Source organism: Pseudofrankia sp. EUN1h (assembly GCF_001854645.1).
Lineage (GTDB): Bacteria > Actinomycetota > Actinomycetes > Frankiales > Frankiaceae > Pseudofrankia > Pseudofrankia saprophytica.
Map to the genome: position 1 here is coordinate 85,633 of NZ_MBLN01000066.1, position 19,537 is coordinate 105,169.

A 19,537-nucleotide genomic window follows, 5' to 3' on the forward strand; every position below is an offset into this window, starting at 1 on the left:
GGCCTGCTCGGCGCGAGGTTCGCCCGTTGGCGCCGCGGCCGTGGGGTGCGCGGGTTGGGAGGGGGTGGCGCCGATGCCGGTCCGGGTTGCCCTGCTCGGTGACCGCTCTGTCACCGACGTCGCATCGGGTGAGGTGCGGACCAGGTCCTCGCGGATCGTGGCGTTGCTCGCGTGCCTTGCGCTGAACCCGGGTCGGCCGCAGTCCCGGCAGCGGCTGGCGGGGATGTTCTGGCCGGACTCGACCGATGGGCAGGCCCTGACGAACCTGCGTCGCGAGCTGCACGGGCTGCGCCGGGTGCTCGGCGGCGAGCCGTGCGTGGAGGTGTCCGCGCAGGCCCTGCTGTGGCGGGACACCGCTGGCGTGACCGTGGATCTGCGCGTCTTCGACGCCGAACGCCGCGAGGCGCTGGACGCGCTGACGGCGATCGGCCTCGGTGCCGCGCTGCCGCACGTGGACGCGGCCCTGCGCCACTATGGCGGGGAGTTCCTGCCTGGCATCGACGAGGAATGGGTGGCGCCGGCCCGCGCGGACCTGCACCGGCAATGCGTGGAGCTGTGCACGCTGGCCTGCCGGGCCACCCGGCAGCTTGGTGACACCCGCGGCGCCACCGAGGCGGCCCGCCGGCTGATCGGGTTGGAACCGCTGGACGAGACCGGCTACCAGGTGCTGATGGAGGTGCTGGCCGAGGCTGGTGACCGGGCGGGCGCGGTCAGCACGTACCACCGATGCTCGGCCCTGCTGGAGCGGGACCTGGGAGTCACCCCGGGCCCCGCGCTGCGCGCCACGCTGGGGCGAATCATGCGCGGCCAGCAGGTCCAGGGCCAGCATGACCAGGATCAGGGCCGGGATCAGGGGCGGGACCAGGGCCACGACTCGGCGGCGGCGTCCCTGGCCGGCCCCACCGCCGGCGCGGTGGAGGTGGCTCTGGTCGGCCGCGACCGGGAGTTCGGGGAGCTGCGCCAGGCCTGGCGGACCGCGGCGGGCGGCGGCGCTCGCCTGGCCGTCGTGCGCGGCGATGCCGGCGTCGGAAAGACCCGGCTGGTGACCGAGCTCGTCGCGCTCACCGCGCGGACGGGTGCCGTGGTGGCCAGTAGTCAGTGCTTCGGCACCTCGGGCCGGCTGGCGCTGGCACCGGTGGCGGACTGGCTGCGTAGCCCGGTCGTGGGTGCTTCCGGGAACAGGCTCGAGCCGGTATGGCGGGACGAGGTCGACCGGCTCGTTCCCTCCACCGCCGGGCGGGCGGAGCCGGCCGGGCAGGCCGGAGGTTCCCCCGCCTGGCAGCGTCACCGGTTCTTCGAGGGTCTGGCCCGGGCGCTGCTCGTGGTGGGCCGTCCGACCCTGCTGGTCCTGGACAACCTGCAGTGGTGCGATCACGAGACGTTGGCGTTCCTGACCAGGTTCCTCGGCCTGGCCGGCGACGCGCCGGTCCTGGTGGTGGCAACGCTGCGCGCCGACAGCCTGGACCGCGAACCCGAGCTGAGGGACTGGCTGGGCCGGATGCGGGCCGCCGAGCTGCTCACGGAGATCCCGCTCGACCCGCTGCGGCAGGAGGACACGGTTCGGCTGGCCGAGGTGACGAGCGGCCGGACGTACACCCCGGCCGAGCGTGGCCTGCTGCAGGCGGCCACCGGCGGCTACCCGCTGCACGTGATCGAAGCGATGCGCGCGGTGGCCACCACCGGCGCGTCACCGCTGCCGACCGCAGACCTGGCCCTGGTCCTTCGCGACCGTCTGGCACAGGCCGGAGCCGCGGCCCAGGAGATCGCCGGTCTGGCCGCGGCCGTGGGCCGCGACTTCAGCCTGGAACTGCTCGCCGAGGCCAGTGACCTGGACCTGGACGCCGTGGTCTGCGCGGTGGACGAGCTGTGGCGCCGCCGGATCCTGCGGCAGAGCGCGGACGGCTACGACTTCGCCCACGACCTGCTCCGTGGCGCCGCGTACGCCAGCGCCGCTCCGGCTCGGCGGTGGCTGTGGCACCGTCGCCTGGCCCAGGCCTTGGAGCTCCTGCACGCCGATGATCTGGAACCGGTGGCCTCGCAGCTCGCGGAGCAGCACGCGCGCGCGGRCCGGGCGGACCGGGCGGTGGGCTACTACCGGCAGGCGGCGGGGACCGCCTCCGGGGTCTTCGCCCACGCCGAGGCGGTGCGCCTGCTCGACGCCGCGCTCGTGATCGTCCGCGCGCAGCCGGAGTCCCGCGACCGTGACCGGCGTGAGCTGGACCTGCTGGAGGCCATGGCCGCGCCGTTGAACGCCTGGCGGGGATACGCCTACGGGTCGCTGCACGACCTGCACGTGCGTTCGATCGCGCTCGCGGAGTCCCTGGGCCGCGACGATTCCCTCCTCAGCGGCCTCGTCGCGCTGTGGGCCTCGACATTCGTTCAGGGCCGCATGACCGAGAGCCACACGGCCGGTACCCGGGCGCTGTCCCTGGCCCGGCCGGGATCGTCGTTCGCGGGCGCCGCGCACTTCGCGGTCGCCGGTTCGCTGCTGTGCATGGGCGAGCCGGCCCACTCGCTGCGGCAGTTCGAAATGGCGGCCGCGCAGGCGCACCCGGTGTGGCTGACCATCGGTACGCGCCCGGACGTCCACTCCGCGGCGTTCGAGGCCCACGCGCACTGGCTGCTCGGCGACCCGGTGACCGCCTGGAGCCGATGCCAGGACGCGGTCACGCTGGCGCGGTCGGTCCCGGACCATCCMTACAGCCTGGCCATGGCCCTGGCATACGAGGCGTTCACCAGCCAGCTGTGCGGGAACACCGAGCAGTTGCCGACCGCGGCCGCCGAACTGGAAGATCTTTGCCAACGCTACGGGTTCGGCTACTACCGGGAGTGGGCGCTGGTCCTGCGCGGCTGGCACCTCGGTGGCCAGGACGGTCTGGAGCTCGCCCGGCGCGGCGTGGCCAACCTGAAGGCGGAGGGTGCCCTGGCCCGGATGCCGTACTGGCTGGCGTTGCTGGCGGACCTGTACGCCCGGGCCGATCAGGCCGACGCCGCCCGCTCCACGCTGGACGCCGCGATCGTGAACGCGAGGACCCGCGGCGAGGTGTGGTGGCTGCCGGAGGTGCTCCGGCTGCGGGCGGGGTACGACGACCGTCGGGAAACCGCCAGGTCCCGGCTGCTCGGGGCTGCCCGGATGGCGACCACGCACGGCAGCCTCGCGTTGCTGCGCCGGTGCACCGAGGATCTGGAACTCATCGGCGCGCGTCTGCCCGCGTGACCGAAGAGGACTCGTGATCGAAGGGCGCTCGTGACCGAAGAGTGTCCGGGACCGAAGAGCGTCCGGGACCAAGGAATCGAGGGCCGGCCCGGCCCGGGCGTGACCGGCGGTCGACCGCCGGGCGATGTCGCGTGCGCGACCGAACGCCCGAGCCGAACGGTCCCCGAACGCCCGCCACCTAGCCTCAGTCGTGTTGATCAACAACGCGACGAGGAGCCAGGATGCCCACGGCCATCGATGTTCGCCTTCTTCCCTTCACCGAGCTCGCCGCCGCGCTCCGCGGAGAGCTGATCACCCCGGACGACCCCGGGTACGACGACGCGCGCGCGGTCTACAACGCCATGATCGACCGGCGCCCGGCAGCCATCGCCCGTTGCCGGGACACCGTGGACGTCATCGCCTGCGTCCGTTTCGCCCGCGCCCACGGCGTCACTCTCGCGGTGCGCGGCGGCGGTCACAACGCCGCCGGACTGGGCGTCTGGGACGACGCGCTCGTCGTCGACCTGTCCGCCATGCGCGGCACGACGGTCGACCCGCGAGCCAGAACGGTCCGGGTGGACGCGGGATGTACCTGGGGCGACGTCGACCACGCCACGGTCGGCTTCGGGATGGCCACCCCGTCCGGGTTCCTTGCCTCGACCGGAGTCGCCGGCCTCACCCTGGGCGGCGGGATCGGCTACCTGACCCGGCGGTTCGGCCTCACCATCGACAACCTGCTCTCCGCCGACGTCGTCCTGGCCGACGGCGGCTTCGTCACCGCCGACGAGCGTTCGCACCCGGACCTGTTCTGGGCGCTGCGCGGCGGCGGCGGGAACTTCGGCATCGTCACCTCGTTCACGTTCCGGTGCCACGACCTCGGCGAGGGCGGCACCGTCATCGGCGGGCCGGTCCTCTACGACTTCGCGGACACCGCCCAGGTGATGCGCTGGTACCGGGAACTGGTGCCCGCGCTTCCCGAGGAGCTCAGCGGCTGGCTCGGCCTGATCACCATCCCGCCGGCGCCCCCGTTCCCGGAGCACCTGTGGGGCAGCAAGGCCTGCGCGATCGTCTGGTGCTACACCGGTCCGCACGACCGGGCGGAGGAGATCCTCGAGCCGATCCGGTCGTTCGGATCGCCGCTGCTGGTCGGGCTGGCGCCGATGCCGTTCACCGCCCTGCAGAGCGCCTTCGACGGCCTCTACCCGGCCGGGCTGCAGTGGTACTGGCGCGCGGACTTCTTCACCGAGATCACCGACGCCGCGATCGACGTGCACTCCTCGTTCGGCTCCCGGCTGCCCACCGGGCACTCCACCATGCACCTCTACCCGATCGACGGTGCCGCGGCCCGGGTACCCGTCGAGTCGACCGCGTTCGCCTACCGCGACGGCGGCTGGGCCGGCGTCATCGTCGGCGTCGACCCCGACCCGGCGAACGCCGACCTGATCTCGGGCTGGGCCCGCGACTACTGGACCGACCTGCACCCCAGCTCGGCCGGCGGGGCCTACGTCAACTTCCTCATGGACGAGGGCGACGACCGGGTCCGCGCGTCCTACCGCGGCAACTACCGCCGTCTCACCGAGGTCAAGCGCCGCTACGACCCGGACAACACCTTCCACATCAACCAGAACATCCCGCCGGCGGCGTAGCCAGCACCAGGCGGGCCGCACCAGACCCCGCGGGCCCGGTGCGGCCCGCCCGCCGAGATCGGGCGCCAGGGCCGCGGATGATCCGGCGTCGACCGTCGGTGGCGGATTGTCGTGATGTGCGACGATGGCGAGGTGCTCGGGGTTTCCACGAGACGTCCAACGACCTGTGGAGATGCCTGGTGATGGCTGCCGCCGCCCCCAGCCGGCCCTACACCGTCCTGCTTGCCGAGGACGACCTGGGTGACGCCCTGCTCATCGAGGAAGCCTTCCTGGTCCGGGGCCTCGGCCAGGACCTGCAGATGGTGTCCGACGGGGTCGACGCGATGGCCTACCTGCGAGACCCCGCCCGCCGCCGGCCGGATCTGATCATTCTTGATCTGAACATGCCTCGGATGGACGGCCGGGAGACGCTCGCCGCGATCAAGAGCGATCCGGAGCTGCGGATGATCCCGGTCGTGGTGCTGACGACCTCCGACGCGCCCGACGACGTGTCAGCCGTCTACGACCTGCGCGCGAATGCGTACGTCTGCAAGCCCAGCGAGCTCGACGACTTCCTGGGCACTGTTCACGCGATTGACGACTTCTTCCTGGACCTCATCCGGCGCGCTCGCCCCTGACCCCACGGATCTCGCGGCGGACGGCGGGATCGAGCTTCGCGACTCCGAGGTCCATGGCTTCGGCTACGGCGCCAGGGGCGGCGGACGTGCCGCACCCTGTCCACGGATTCGCCGGTATCGCTATGGTTGCTGCCGAGTTGTGGAACGCGGCGTGGTGCCTGGCTGGGAGGAGAGCGGCGACGTGGGGCAGGAGGTGGCGGTGGACGCCGAGGCGCGGGCCGCGGCGGCGGCGCGGATGCGGCGGGCGGCGCATGGGCTGCGCGCCTTCGATGTCGACACGTTCGCCGTCGAGACCGACGGGCCCCGGGCGGTACGGGACCCGGTCCCCGGCAGCGATGGGGACCGGTCGCTGGTGGCCGCCGGCGCGCTCGTCGAGGGCTGCGCGTCGTTCGTCGACCACCTGGTCGACGACATCGCGACCCTGCTGTCCGCGGGTGCCGCGACCGCCTACGACGCCGCGGTGAAGGGCTACAGCCTCACCGCACTGGACCGCCTGCCGCCCACCTTCGACGACCACTACACCGTCGCCTTCGGCAAGAAGCTCCTGGTCGCGACGATCACCGTCACCGGTCGGCTGGCGGAGCCGGACTGGATCCCGATGGCCTGCCTGGCCGAGCAGCTCGCTCTTTACCTGGTCGTGACGGAAGCGGCGGGCCTGCTGGATCTGTACGGCCTGGACGACGACCCGCGGGCCCGTTACCAGTACTTCGAGGAGACGGCGTTCGAGAACGACGCCCATCTCCGCCTCTACGACGAGCCGGCCGCCGCCGTCGACCACGCCGTGGACCCCGCATCGGCCCCCATCAACGCCTGGTTCACGCCGTTCTACGACGGCTTCTACGTCCACCCCTACGTGGAACCGCGTTACTGATCGCGGGTTGAGGCGCCGGCCGCGGACCTTCCCCGGCGCCGGCGCCGGCCGCGCGGGCGGGCCGAAGCGCCTGGGCGCGCGGCGAAGCAACCTAACACCGGGCGGTGACTGCTTGCTGTCGGCTATGTGTCGCTTGCCGCTGGTCGCGACGCCCGGCGAACTCGATCTAGAATCGCTGTCCATGACCGGGTTTGGAAACCATCGGGTCACGGCCCCGCGGACGTTCGGCGGCTAGGAAAGGCGGCCGCGGATGTTGATGAGGGCGGGACCGGGCCGCGGTGGGCTGCGCGGCAGGGTCAGGAGGACCTCCACCCCGGGCCGCCTGCTGATGCTGGCCGGGCTGGTCGTGCTCGCCACGCTGGCCGTCGGGGCGACGGCGATGGCGACGGTCGTGAACCAGCGTCACACAGCGCTCACCCTCGCCGACCGGACGGCGCCGACGGTCGTGGACGCCGTCCGGGCCCGCGCCCTGCTGGCCGACGCCGACCTGGTCGCCGCCCAGAGCCTGCTCCCGCCGGGGTCATGGGGGCCGCCCGACGCGCAGTTCCAGGAGGACATCAAGACGGCCGGCCAGGCGCTCGCGCGCGCGGCCGACACCTCGACCGCCGGCGAGGCCGACCGAGCCCAGGTCCAGGCCGTCAACAACGGCCTGCTCGTCGTCTACATGGGCGACGTCTACAGTGCCGCGAACGCCGTCGACGACACCCCGGCCGCCGCTGCGGCCGCCGGCCCCGGTGCCGATGCCGGCGTTCCGGCCGGGGCCGCGGACGCGGACGTGGGCCTCACGGCGGTCTACCTGGCGTACGCCTCGGACCTCATGCGCGAGCCGACCGGCATCCTGGCGACGGTCGCGCAGTTCCAGGCACGCAACAGCGCGAACCTGCCGGCGCGGGGGTCGGCGCCCTGGGCGCTGCTCGGCGGCCACCTCGCCGCCGCCGCGGCGCTGCTGGTCCTGCTCGTCTTCGCCCAGGTGTTCCTGCGCCGCCGCTTCCACCGCGCGATGAGCCTCGGGCTGCTCGGCGCGGCGGTGGTCGTGCTGCTCCTCGCCGCCGGCCTGACGGCCCTGACCCTGCGGACCAGCCACGACGTCGACCGGGGTGTCCGGGAGACCACCGCGGTGGCCTGCCTGTGGCAGGCGCGCGAGGCCGCGGCGACGGTCGAGCAGGACCGGGCCTTCGACGAGTACGCCCCGGCCGCCTCCCGCGCGGCCGGGCTGCCGGCCGCGACCGACATCCAGAACAGTCAGAACGGTCAGGACGGCGTGGCCGGGGCGGATGCCTGCGCCGGGCAGGCAGGTGATCTGGCCGCGGTTCAGGCTGACGGCGCCGCGAGCTCGGACACCGGCTACCAGGCGCTCGACCAGCGGCTCGGCGTGCTCGTCGGCGAGCGGACCGCGGTGCTGGACGACGCCCTCGAGGACGCGGTTCCCTCAGGCGGCCTGCCGTGGGCGGCGGCCGTCGTCACCGTCGTCCTGCTGGCGCTCGGCGCCTGTGCGTTCTGGCCGCGCATCCGGGAGTACAGGAGCTGATCATGGGATCGCCCGGACGTGTCCTCGCCGCGCTGTCGGTCGTCGCCGTGCTCGGTCTCGGAGCGGGCGCCTGTGGGGGGATCTCATCCCAGCAGACCATCTCCGTGCTCGGCACGTGGACCGGCGACGAGCAGGAGAGGTTCGCCGACGTCCTGCGGCCGTTCGAGCGGGAGACCGGGATCCACGTGCGGTTCGACGGCACGCGCGACTTCGAGGCGGTGCTGGCCGGCCGGGTGCAGAGCGGTGACGCGCCGGACCTCGCGCTGATGCCGAGCCTCGGCGACCTGGAGCAGTACGCCCACGGCGGCCAGCTGGTCGCGCTCGACGACGCCTCCGGGCCGGTCGACCTGGCCCGCATCCGGCGGGAGTACGGCCCGACCTGGCTGGGCGTCGGCGAGGTTCCCGGCGCGGACGGGCGCGACCGCCAGTACGGCCTGGTCGTCAAGGGAACCCGCAAGAGCCTTGTCTGGTACTCGAGCGCGCACTACTCCTGGCCCGTTCCGCGCACCCTGGACGAGCTCCTCGCCACGAGCAGGGAGATCGTCGCCACGGGCACGGCGCCGTGGTGCCTGGGACTGCGCTCCAGCTCGGACTCGGGCTGGCCCGGCACCGACTGGATCGAGGACATCCTGCTGCACCAGGCGAGCGCCGAGGAGTACCGGAGCTGGGCGAACGGCGAGCTTCCCTGGACGAGCGACACCGTGCTCAAGGCCTGGACGACCTGGGGGGAGCTCGTCGCCCCCGCGATGGTGCGGGGCGGGACGGCGGGCGCGCTGCTGTCCGGCTTCGGCGACCCCGGTACCGCCATGTTCGACCAGCAGCCCGGCTGTTACCTGCAGCAGGCCGGCTCGTTCGCCGCCGGCGGATACCGCGACAGCGCCGGCCGGCCGGCGGCGGACGCCCGCTATTTCGACTTCCCGGCCACGGGCGGCGGCGACCGGCGGATCGTCATCGCCGGGGACGTCCTGGCGATGTTCCACGACACGCCCGCCGCGCGGCGGCTCGCGAACTACCTGACCGGGCCCCAGGCCCAGGAGATCTGGGCCCGCGCGGGCGGCACGATCGCGCCCAACAACGCGGTGGCGGCGGCTGACTACCCGGATGACGCACTGCGCGCGCTGGCGCGCTCCGTCGAGGACACGGCCTGCGCGGACGTCGTCTTCGACGCCTCCGACGCGATGCCCGCCGCGATGCGGACCGCCTTCTACCGGGGCGTGACCGAGTTCGTCGCCAACCCCGCCAGCCTGGACAGGATCCTCATCGGCCTCGACAACGTTCGCCTGCGCTCCTACCCCGCCGCGGCCCTGGGTGACTCGCCGCCACCGGAGCAGCTCTGCCCGTCCGGTTCCGGCTGACGGCGACCAGGCGCGGTTCCGGCCGTTTCCGCGGCCCTCGGCGGGCCGGCACGGATCTTTGGCCGGCCTTGAGGCGTTCCCGTCCGACCGGCTTGGTTGCCGTGAAAATAGTCACGCAAGGTGACGAGGGTCACGGCAGGTGCGCCCTACCGGGAAGCCGGCGGTCGAGGTGGATCCCATCACCTTGAGAGAGACCCGCCTACATATCGATGCAATCAATGTCCCTCTGTAGTTGTTGAAGTTGACGGTATGCCGTTAGTGGGCAGAGAGTGACGTTCTGTTCGCCTATTGGTGACGGATGGGTGGGTGTTCGGTCGACCGTGGCCGACGGGCGCGGGCTCGACCCGCTGGAAATGCGCCGTGGCGACCCAAGGTAGCGTTCGTCCAAGTGATCATTCGGAATCACGTTCTGTGGTGGGTAGTGGGCGGGAGAGGATCGTCATGAAGGGTCGGCGCGGACGCGTCAGGACGGTGGCGGCCGCGGCGGCGACGGCCGTCGTGACGGGATTGCCGGCCGTGCTCGCCGGCTGCGCAACGGGGTCGTCGGGACCGGTACCCGCTGCCGGTGGTGACTGTCCGTCGCCGGGCGTGTCGGGTGACACGATCAAGATCGGTCTCATCTACCCGGACAGCGGCAGCGCGCTCGTCGAGAACTTCCGGGCCGTGCGCAGTGCCGTGGACGCGAGGGTCGCCGTCCAGAACGCGAACGGCGGCGTCCACGGTCGCAAGGTCCAGGTCGTCTGGCGGGACGACCGGTCGGACCCGAGCGTCTTCTCCAACATGGCGCGCGACCTGGTCGACAACGAGAAGGTCTTCGGCCTGATCGTGCAGTCGGTGGCCGCCGGACCGTCCGTCCAGTGGCTGGAGGGCGCCGGTATCCCGGCGACCGGCCTCGCCGTCGACTCCAGCTGGACCGACCACAAGAACCTGTTCTCCTTCAGTTCTCTGTTCAACAGTCACGGCAGCGTCGACGTCTTCGGCAGGTACGTGAAGGCGAACGGCGGGACGAAGGCTTACGTCGTGGCCGACCCGACCGCGCCGGGCACGAGCGGCATCGCGGCCCAGTTCAGGCCCAGCCTGGAGAGCCAGGGCGTCGCCGTGGTGGGCGAGACCGACTACAGCGCCGGTGCCTCCACCCCGGCCCGGGTCGTCGATGGGCTCCGCAGGAGCGGTGCCGACGCGTTGGTCGGCGCTGTGCGGCCAGAGGACTTCGCCGACATCTACGCGGCGGCGAAGACGGCTGGGGTGCGCCTCAACGTCGCGTTGAGCGTGGCGGGCTACGGGAAGGACCTGCTCGTCGAGCGGGGCAAGGACGTCGCGGGCATGTCCGTCATCGTCGGCTACGCGCCGTTCCAAGGGGACTCCGCGATCATGCGGACCTACCACACCGCGATGACCACCTACTCGCCCGAGCTGGAGGACGCCGACCAGGAGGCGGCCATCGCCTCCTACGTCTCGGCCGACGAGATGCTGCGCGGCCTTGATCTCGCCGGCGCGTGCCCGACCCGCGACGCGTTCATCACGAACCTGCGCCAGGTGACGAACTACGATGCCGGCGGCCTGATCGCGCCGACGAACCTCTCCACGCCGACCGCGCCGGCGACGTGCTTCACCTTCGTCAGGGCGGACGCGGCGGGGGCGAACTTCGTGCCGGTGCCGCCCGCCGGCGGCGGCACGAACGGCTTCTGGTGCGGAAAGGAGATCTGAGCTCGCCTCGCGCGTGACCTGGCCGCCCTGGCCGCATCAGGCCTGCCTCAGTCGAAGGTGACGGTGAACGTGACCGGCGGGCCCGGCTGGCCGACCATCCAGAACTTCACCGGGACCACCCGGTAGGCGACGACGGCGCCCAGCGGCAGGTCGTCGGTCGTCCAGGTCAGAGCGCGTACGGAGCTGGGGAGCCGGGAGTAGGACGACTCGCCCTGAGGAGAGAGCACCCGCCGCTCGATCAGGTAGTCGGCCGCGCCTGGCGTGGCCGGCCAGGTAAGCGTGTACCGGGTGCCGCCGGCCGGGGTCGCCGTCGGCGTCTGGCCTGTTCCCGGCCAGGCCAGGCCGCTGTAGACCTCGCCGAACTGGCCGCCGATACCCAGGCCGGCGAGCGCGTTCGCGAAGCCGCGGGCGATCAGCATCTCGCCGTCAGGGTCCGGGTGCGAGCCGTCCCAGGTGTCCTGCCGCGGGTTCCAGTCCTGGTCGCTGCGCGCGATCACCACCTTGGACGTGGGAGTCGACCAGCCGGGTGCCTGTGCGTCGAGGAGCTGGTTGAACTCGCTCGCCGCGGCGAGCGCGGGGCTGTTGGTGTAGGGGTCCCATCGGGTCAGCACGTGGCCGATGACGAAGGTGACGTTCGGGTTGGCCCTGCGCGCGTTGTCGACGAGCTGCCTCATCAGCGCCAGCGTCGCCGGCGAGCTCGTCCAGTAGGCCAGGTCGTTCGCGCCGAGAGCGACCAGGACGACGTCCGCGGGGTTCTTGCGCAGCACGCCCTCGATCGTGGGAACCTCGACGCGCAGCGCGTCACCCCAGCGCGCGTGGTGGTCACGGTCGAAATACGGGTCGGCGTACGCCTGGGAGCCGCCGACATCCGCGACGTTGTCCCAGAGGTCATCGCGGTCCCCGACGAAGTCGACCCGCCCGGGTGCCGAGAGCGTCAGATGCTTGGCCAGCCGGTAGCGCCAGGTGAAGTCGCCGGCTGATCCGTGCGTGACCGAGTCCCCGAAGATGATGAGCCGTACCGGCGGGCCGGTCGTGGCTGGCGGAGGCGGGCCACCGCCGGACCCCCCGCCGCCGGCGCAGCCGGTCACCGCGACCAGCACAGCCAGCGCGGCGGCCGCCACCACCGCCCCGGGAGACCGCCCCTCGCGGTGGACGCGACGATCACGGCGGGCCGGACCGGAACAGGGACCGCTGCCGGGAACGCGACCGCGGACGCGTCCAAGCCATCCCATAGGGGACATTGCGCCGAGTATAGGGACTGACACGTACAGGCGCCTCTCGTCGGCGTGCCCCGCTGGCTGGCCAGCGGACGCGGCCGGTCCTTTCCCTGGCCATGTTCTCTGACTAAAGTCAGAGAACATGGCTGACGTCGCGACGATCGCCGTGATCCGGCGCTTCAACCGCGCCTACACCCAGCGGGTCGGCGCGTTGGAGGACTCCTTCCTCGGGACGGGCCTGCCGCTGGGCACGGCCCGGCTGCTGTACGAGATCGGTGTCGAACGGGCGACCGCGCAGGCGCTGCGCTCCCGGCTGGGGCTGGATTCCGGGTATCTCAGCCGGCTGCTGCGCCAGTTGGAGGAGGAACGCCTGGCGGTGGTCACGCCGGACCCGGCGGACCGGCGGCGCCGCCTCGTGGACCTCACGCCGGAGGGCCGGCACCGCTGGCGCGAGCTCGAGGAGCGCTCCGAGGCCCGGGCGCGCCAGCTGGTCGAACCGCTGTCCGCGCGGCAGCGGGAGCGGCTGGCCACGGCCCTGGGGGAGGCGGACCTGTTGGTGCGGGCGGCCACGGTGACGTTCGAACGGGTCGACCCGAACTCGCCGGTCGCGCGGGACGCCGTCGGCCGGTACTTCGCCGAGGTCGGCCGGCGGTTCGGGTTCGACCCGGCGGGCGAGCCGGAGAAGGACGCCGTCGACCTGGCGCCGCCGCGTGGCGAGTTCTTCGTGGCGGTCAGCGACGGCGAGCCGGTGGCCTGCGGGGGTGTGCGAACCCTCGACGACGGCGTCGGCGAGGTGAAACGGATGTGGGTGCACGACGCGTGGCGGGGCGCGGGGCTCGGGTCGCGGCTCCTGCGTCACCTGGAGGACGCCGCCCGGTCGCTCGGCCACCGCGTCGCCCGGCTGGATACCAACGAGACGCTTGTCGAGGCGATCGCGATGTACGACCGGGCCGGCTACCGGCGCACACCGCGCTACGGCGACAACCCGTTCGCGACCCACTTCTTCGAAAAGACCCTCACGGCACCCGCCTGACCGCCGCCGTCGGCTACGTCGTCGGGCCGAGAGCGGTCCCGCGCCGGGGCCGAGGAGATCCCGGCGTCCGGGAAGGGCCGGTCGCCGGTCACTCCTCGTCCTCCTGCGGTCCGGGATCGGGGCGACGGCCGGGGCGGATGATCCGGGCGGCGCCCGAGCTGGGGCGGGGGCGGATGGTCCAGCTCGCCGTCCAGGCGTCGTCGGCGGGGCCCTCGGCCGGGGCGGTGCCGGCCGAGGGCTCGTCACCGGGGTCCTCGCCAGGCCGAGGCGGCGGGCCGGGGTAGCGGGGGGAATGGAGCTCCCAGATGCGGGCCGGGGGCTCGCCCGCGAGCCGGACCGCGTGCGGCACGGCGATGAACCCGCCCTCGGGCCGCGGGCGCCGCGCGCTGGTGACCACGGCGGCCGGCTCGCCGGTCACGGCGCGGGTGTCGCGCAGCCAGCTGGCGACCGCGACCGCCACCGCCGTCGCGCGGGTCGGGACGCCTCGCCAGTGCAGCACCACCGCGACGTCGTTCACCTCCGCGAACCGGACCGCGACCCGGACCAGCGCCCGCTCGTAGACGCCGATGAACTCCCCGTCGCCGGTCGCGAGCCGCCGGCCGCCGCCGTGTACTGGTGGGGCGCCCGCCCGCAGCACGATCAGCCCGTCCTCGTCCGGCACGGAGAAGCCGTCGGGCACCAGGGCGAAATCCACCCAGCCGGTCTCCGTCCGGACCTGGGCATGGATGCCGGGCAGGCCATCGGTCACGACCATGACCGCGTCGACCCATGCGCGCCGCAATACCCTGGTGTTTTGCAATTCGCTGACCCGTCGTATTCATGGTGCCTGGTGGGTGATAAGCCTCGACAATGCTCCATCGACGTGTCGTGGCCGGGCGGGCGGGCTTCCCGCGCCGATTCCGCCATGTGTTGTGCACCCCCGTAGTGGTCAGGCGTCGCGAGCGGCAACCAACGGGCTCCGCCAGCCGTCTTCGCCGGCCGCCCGCGCACCGCCGCGAAATGCCGCGCCGGCGCGGGCTGGCCCCGGGCGCGGGGCCTGGCCGGTAGGCCGGGCCCCGCGCCCGGGGCCAGCCAGGGCGGCCGGCACGCCGGCCCTGGGGGAGGCCGCGCGGGTGGGACGGGTTGTGGCGCGGGGACCTGGCGGAGCTCGGTCCGTGCCCTGCGGTGCGCCGACCACGCTGTCGGCCCACCGTTGCCGGGTTCGGCCGGCCCCGGGGAGCGGTGCCGGCCGAGCCCGTCGTCTGTAGCTTCAACTGCGCTCGGCAGCGGATCCAGCACGTTCGGCTAATCGGGGTAGGCGGGGGCCATCCGGGGAACCATTGCGGATGATCTCGTATTAGCCGTTGGATTAGCCGTTCCGTTAGCCGTGGGCCACCTTTAGGTGGTCGGGCCAAACTGCCTACTGGCATAGGCCGTTATGCTCGGCGTGGACATGGAAGGAGCGTCTGACGCCAATGGCTCCGAGTGTGCACCACGGCTGGGAACCGGATCGACTGCGACGGTACCRGGAACGCCACGGGCTGACGCTCGACCAGGTCGCAGACGCGATACGCAATCTGGCCCTCGCGGGTTTCACGCCGCCGAACGCCACGTTTCAGACAGTTGGCCGGCACGAGCGTGGCGAGTCATATCCAGGGCCGCGGTACCAACGGGCCTACTGCGAGCTCTACGCCGCTTCGGAGGTCGCGCTGGGTTTTCGCGCGGCGCTGCCGTCGGAGGCCGCCGCCGCTGGCGGTGGCGGTGGCGGCCGTTCGGCGGCGCGTGGGTCCAGCGGCGTCCGGCGGCCGCCACGCCTGGGTGGTCTGGCCGATCTGGACGGCCTCGCGCAGCTGGCCGGGATGACCCACCTCGCCGATCACGATGACCGGCCGGGCTCGCCGGCTAGCGCTGACGGGCCGCCGGAGCCGCGGGACGCGGGCGACCAGGCCCGAGGCACCCAGCCTTCACCTGGAGAGCCGACCGCGCGTCGGCGAGCCCGCGGCCGGGCCGTGTTCGCGCGGGCGGTCACCAGCAGGTCGGAGCCGGCGGCCGGACGGTCATCGAGGGCGACCGTGGCCGAACGCGCCGCGGCGCGCGCGGCGCTGGCGACCCGGCTGTCCGCCGTGGTCCCGCGGCCGGCGTCGCTCGACGTCTACGAGTACGACGCGCTCACGGCGCTGGGGCCCGCGGCCGAGTTCGGTTCGCCCGTGGACGCGTCGGCGAGCCCCGGCACGGACGCGCCGGCGGGAGCGCAGGAGGCGGCCGCCAGGGCCCTCACCTCCGCCCGGCTGCGCGGCGCCGCCAGCCGGGCGGCCAGAGTGGCCGACGCCCCGCTGGCCGATGCGCTGTCGGTGATCCTCGCGGCACAGCGCGAGGTGGAGGACACCATCGGGTCGGCCCCCCTGCTGGGCCCGGTCACCGCGCAGCTCGCCGCGCTGGTGCCGTTGGTGTTCGAGGCCCGAGGCCCGGCTCGCGAGGCGATGGTGGACATCGCGGCGCAGTGGGCCCAGTTCGCCGGCTGGCTGCACGCCAACACCGGCGCCACCGCGCAGGCCCGGGTCTGGCTCGACCGCGCCGCGGAGTGGGCCGCCGAGTCGGACAACCGGAGCCTGACCGCGAACATCCTGAGCTACAAGGGCCACCTCGCCTGGGAGGCGGGCGCCGTCGGGCCGCTCATCGGCCTGTCCCAGGCCGCGCAGCGGGTCCCCGACGTCTACCCCGGCCAGCTCGCCTACGACGCCGGGCAGGAGGCTCGCGGGCACGCGATGGCCGGCGACGCGCAGGCGACCGACCRCAAGCTCGGCGAGGCCCGTGAGATGTGGTGCAGGGCCGGCGAGCACCCGGACGGCCCGCCGGCGTGGAGCTACTACTTCTCACCGGCGTTCGCCCGGCTGCAGGAGGGGCTCGCCCATCGCTACCTGGCCCGCGTCGACCCGCGGCGGGCGCGCCAGGCCGCCGTGGACCTCAGGGCCGGGCTCACCGGCCTCCCCGACGAGATGCGCCGGGCCGAGTGGGCGGCCGAGTACGTCTACCACCTCGCCGTCGCCCACATCCACACCGCCGAGCCGGAGCAGGCCTGCGCGGACACCCTGGACGCCGCCGCGATCGCCCGGGCCACTGGTTCCCGGCGGGTCATGAAGCAGGTGCGCAGGCTGCACAACCAGGTCGCCGAGCGCTGGCCGACCCTCCCCGCGGTCACCGAGCTCACCGACCGGCTGCAGGATCCCGAGCGTCCAGCGCGCCCGGAGGAGTAGTCGACGCGGGTGCGCCGGCGTTTTCACGCGTGGCCGGTCGCAATACCCGGCGTCAGGCTGATATTTCTATTCTGTTTCGCCGCGGTAAGCCGATGGGACGATGTCCGCACATAGCGCTCACTAGCGACGTGAGGTTGTCGAGATCGTCTTCGAGAGCCGCGGGTGTGTTACCTCGGTGAAGTCGTGACGAAATTGACAGGACACCGCCTCCGATGATGCTGGCCGGTATCGTCTGCGAGGCATGAGCCCGGGTCGGCCGTATTGCCAGTGAGGGAGGCGGAATGTCGGAACCGGATCTCGGTCCGGTACCCCCGCTGTTCGGATTCACCATCGGCCTGACCGCCGCCCGCCGCCGCGACGAGCTCGCCAGCCTGCTGGAACGGCGCGGCGCCAAGGTCGTGCAGGCGCCGGCGCTGCGGATCGTGCCGCTCGAGGACGACGGCCGGCTGCTGGAGGCGACCAGGGCTTGCCTGGCCGCGCCGCTCGACGCGGTCGTCGCCACCACCGGGATCGGTTTCCGCGGCTGGATGGAGGCCGCCCACGGCTGGGGGCTGGGCGACGAGCTGTCCGACGGCCTCGCCGCCGCGCGGCTGTTCACCCGCGGCCCGAAGGTCACCGGAGCGGTGCGTGCCGCCGGGCTGTCGGAGTGTTGGTCGCCGGTCTCCGAATCGGGTGCCGAGCTGCTCGACCACCTGCTCGGCCAGGACCTGCGCGGCAAGCGGATCGCCATACAGCTGCACGGCGAGCCACTGCCCGGCATGATCGACGGGCTGCGGGCCGCCGGTGCGGACGTCGTCGAGGTCCCGGTCTACCGCTGGGAGCCGCCGGAGGACCCACGGCCGGTGCGCAGGCTCGTCGAACAGGTGGTGTCCGGCGGCGTCGACGCGCTCGCGTTCACCAGCGCCCCCGCGGTCGCCAGCCTGCTGGCCACGGCGACCGAGCTCGGGCAGCACGCCGCGCTCGTCGACGCCATGCGCGGGCCGGTGCTGGCCGCCTGCGTCGGTCCGGTGTGCGCCGGGCCGCTGCGCCGCCTGGGCATCCCGGTCGTCCACCCGGAGCGGTACCGGCTCGGCGCGCTGGTCCGCACGGTCTGCGAGGAGCTGCCCGCGCGGCGCGCCCGTGAGGTCGACGCGGGCGGGCACCGACTGCGGGTGCAGGGCTGTGCGGTGGTCGTGGACGGCGGCCGGCCGGTCATGCTCGCGCCGAAGGCGGCGGCGGTGCTGGTCGCCCTCGCCGAGCGGCCGGGCCGGGTGCTCTCCCGCGCCGAGCTGCTCACCCGCACCGGGGCGGGCGCCGGGGCCGACGAGCATGCGATGGAGATGACGGTCGCCCGGCTGCGCACGGCGCTGGGCCCGGCCGGCCGGGCCATCGAGACCGTCCTCAAGCGCGGCTACCGTCTCGCCACCGGCTGACCTGCCGCCCGCCCGCGCGCCTGGCCGCCCGGGCGCCCGGCGGACCGATCGCCGGCGCGCCCCGCGCATGCTCGCGGCGGCGTGTCGCGGCTGTGGCGTGCCCGCGTGAGCCGGAACGCATTCCCGCTCACGGGTACCCGGTTTCTCTTTGACGGCCGGCTCACATCGGCCGCGCGAGCGGCGTGAGCGAAAGGATCAAGAATCGTCACGGCCGGAGGCTGCCGCCGTAACGGCGGCTTCCTACGTTCATGTCGAACCTGGTACCCGACGTCGGGCTGGCGGGGGCGTGGAATTCTCTCGCCTGCCCTCAAGGCCCCAGGCGCAGTGAAGGGAATGGCATGAGTACGACGGCGGAAGGCGTTCGGCCGGTAGGCGGGGTGGCCTCGCCGGCCAAATCGGGCCGGTGGATCGACGACTGGCGGCCGGAGGACCCGGTGTTCTGGGAGAACACCGGGGCGCGCGTCGCCCGTCGGAATCTCGTCTTCTCGATTTTTTCCGAGCACATCGGCTTCTCGATCTGGAGCATGTGGTCGGTCATCGTCCTTTTCCTCGGCCCCAAGTACCACATCGACCCGGCCGGGAAGTTCCTGCTCACCACCGTCCCGACGCTGGCCGGCGCGATGCTTCGGCTGCCGTACACGTTCGCCGTCGCGAAGTTCGGTGGCCGCAACTGGACGATCGTCTCCGCGGTGATGCTGCTGGTGCCGCTCGCGGTGACGGCCGTCATCCTGAAGCCCGGCGTCAGCTACACCACCCTGATCATCGTGGCCACGCTCGCGGGCGTCGGCGGCGGTAACTTCGCTTCCTCCATGACCAACATCAACACGCTCTACCCCGACCGGCTCAAGGGCCGCGCGCTCGGCCTGAACGCCGGCGGCGGCAACCTCGGCGTCGCGGCGGTCCAACTGGTCGGGCTGCTGGTGCTGGCGACGGCGGGCAAGGAGCACCCACGGGTGATCCTGGCGATCTATCTGCCGCTGATCGTGCTGTCGGCGCTGGGCGCGGTCCTGTTCATGGACAACATCTCCTCGGCCCGCAACGACACGCATGCCATGCGCGACGTCGCCCGCGACGGCCACACCTGGGTGATGTCGCTGCTCTACATCGGCACCTTCGGCTCGTTCATCGGATTCGGGTTCGCCTTCGGCCAGGTGCTCCAGGTGCAGTTCAAGGCCGACTTCTCCACGCCCATCAAGGCCGCCTACCTGACGTTCCTCGGCCCGCTGGTCGGCTCGCTGATCCGGCCGGTGGGGGGCATCCTCGCCGACCGCCTCGGCGGCGCGCGGGTGACCTTCGCGAACTTCGTGGCGATGGCGGCGAGCGCCGGACTGGTGCTCGCGGCGTCGTTGGCGAAGTCGCTGCCCCTGTTCCTCGTCGGCTTCCTGCTGCTGTTCGCCTTCGCCGGTATCGGCAACGGCTCCACCTACAAGATGATCCCGGCGATCTTCCGGGCGAAGGCGGTCCTCGCCGGTGACCCGGACGTGGACGCCGCCAACCGGGAGGCGCGCCGCCTGTCCGGCGCGCTCATCGGGCTCGCCGGCGCGATCGGCGCCTTCGGCGGCGTGCTGGTGAACCTGGCCTTCCGCGAGTCGTTCCTGACGTACAAGACCGGCAACGGCGCCTACATCGCCTTCATCGCCTTCTACGCACTCTGCTTCGTCGTCACCTGGGCCGTCTATCTGCGCCCGTCTCCCCGCCGCCTCCCCGGCATCTGACCCGCCC

General features: G+C 72.9%; 13 protein-coding genes. 11 read left to right on the forward strand and 2 right to left on the reverse strand.

The annotated features are described in order from the left end of the window. The first annotated feature begins 73 nt into the window (after window positions 1-73). The 7 genes from BCD49_RS25840 (at window position 74) to BCD49_RS25870 (ending at window position 10,920) form a co-directional block, all read left to right on the forward strand. On the forward strand, window positions 74-3,217 hold the full coding sequence (locus tag BCD49_RS25840; RefSeq protein WP_071042002.1) for an ATP-binding protein: 3,144 nt from the start codon (window positions 74-76) through the stop codon (window positions 3,215-3,217). A gap of 221 nt (window positions 3,218-3,438) precedes the next feature. Beyond that, the gene (locus BCD49_RS25845; RefSeq protein ID WP_007506703.1) at window positions 3,439-4,842 is read left to right on the forward strand and encodes an FAD-binding oxidoreductase; all 1,404 of its coding nucleotides are present in this window, start codon (window positions 3,439-3,441) and stop codon (window positions 4,840-4,842) included. Between the two features lie 182 nt (window positions 4,843-5,024). Beyond that, a complete protein-coding gene (locus tag BCD49_RS25850) occupies window positions 5,025-5,459 on the forward strand; it encodes a response regulator (RefSeq protein WP_007506702.1) in 435 nt (144 codons plus the stop codon). Between the two features lie 151 nt (window positions 5,460-5,610). Beyond that, window positions 5,611-6,330, forward strand: coding sequence for a hypothetical protein (locus tag BCD49_RS25855; RefSeq protein WP_241832398.1), 720 nt, complete (start codon window positions 5,611-5,613; stop codon window positions 6,328-6,330). Between the two features lie 256 nt (window positions 6,331-6,586). Then, complete coding sequence (locus tag BCD49_RS25860) at window positions 6,587-7,858, forward strand: hypothetical protein (protein WP_131803570.1); 1,272 nt, start codon at window positions 6,587-6,589, stop codon at window positions 7,856-7,858. Between the two features lie 2 nt (window positions 7,859-7,860). Further along, window positions 7,861-9,213: an ABC transporter substrate-binding protein gene (locus BCD49_RS25865; protein WP_007506699.1), complete on the forward strand. Its 1,353-nt coding sequence runs from the start codon at window positions 7,861-7,863 to the stop codon at window positions 9,211-9,213. A 441-nt stretch (window positions 9,214-9,654) separates the two neighbouring features. Continuing rightward, a complete protein-coding gene (locus BCD49_RS25870) occupies window positions 9,655-10,920 on the forward strand; it encodes an ABC transporter substrate-binding protein (RefSeq protein WP_007506698.1) in 1,266 nt (421 codons plus the stop codon). Between the two features lie 47 nt (window positions 10,921-10,967). Here BCD49_RS25870 and BCD49_RS25875 read toward each other — a convergent pair whose 3' ends face one another. Beyond that, the gene (locus BCD49_RS25875) at window positions 10,968-12,044 is read right to left on the reverse strand and encodes a GDSL-type esterase/lipase family protein (protein WP_007506697.1); all 1,077 of its coding nucleotides are present in this window, start codon (window positions 12,042-12,044) and stop codon (window positions 10,968-10,970) included. Window positions 12,045-12,279: 235 nt separating this feature from the next. Here BCD49_RS25875 and BCD49_RS25880 point away from each other — a divergent pair, with 235 nt between their 5' ends. Further along, on the forward strand, window positions 12,280-13,170 hold the full coding sequence (locus BCD49_RS25880; protein WP_007506696.1) for a bifunctional helix-turn-helix transcriptional regulator/GNAT family N-acetyltransferase: 891 nt from the start codon (window positions 12,280-12,282) through the stop codon (window positions 13,168-13,170). Between the two features lie 88 nt (window positions 13,171-13,258). On the opposite strand, the gene BCD49_RS25885 is transcribed toward BCD49_RS25880, so the two are convergent. Beyond that, window positions 13,259-13,924, reverse strand: a complete 666-nt coding sequence (locus tag BCD49_RS25885) for a hypothetical protein (RefSeq protein WP_007506694.1) — start codon at window positions 13,922-13,924, stop codon at window positions 13,259-13,261. A gap of 700 nt (window positions 13,925-14,624) precedes the next feature. On the opposite strand from BCD49_RS25885, the gene BCD49_RS25890 reads away from it, so the two are divergent. From BCD49_RS25890 to BCD49_RS25900, 3 genes are all read left to right on the forward strand, one after another. Next, on the forward strand, window positions 14,625-16,403 hold the full coding sequence (locus tag BCD49_RS25890) for a hypothetical protein (protein ID WP_071042003.1): 1,779 nt from the start codon (window positions 14,625-14,627) through the stop codon (window positions 16,401-16,403). 281 nt (window positions 16,404-16,684) lie between these two features. After that, window positions 16,685-17,815: a uroporphyrinogen-III synthase gene (locus tag BCD49_RS25895; protein ID WP_007516399.1), complete on the forward strand. Its 1,131-nt coding sequence runs from the start codon at window positions 16,685-16,687 to the stop codon at window positions 17,813-17,815. 338 nt (window positions 17,816-18,153) lie between these two features. Continuing rightward, window positions 18,154-19,530, forward strand: coding sequence for an MFS transporter (locus BCD49_RS25900; RefSeq protein ID WP_007516398.1), 1,377 nt, complete (start codon window positions 18,154-18,156; stop codon window positions 19,528-19,530). Window positions 19,531-19,537: the final 7 nt, after the last annotated feature.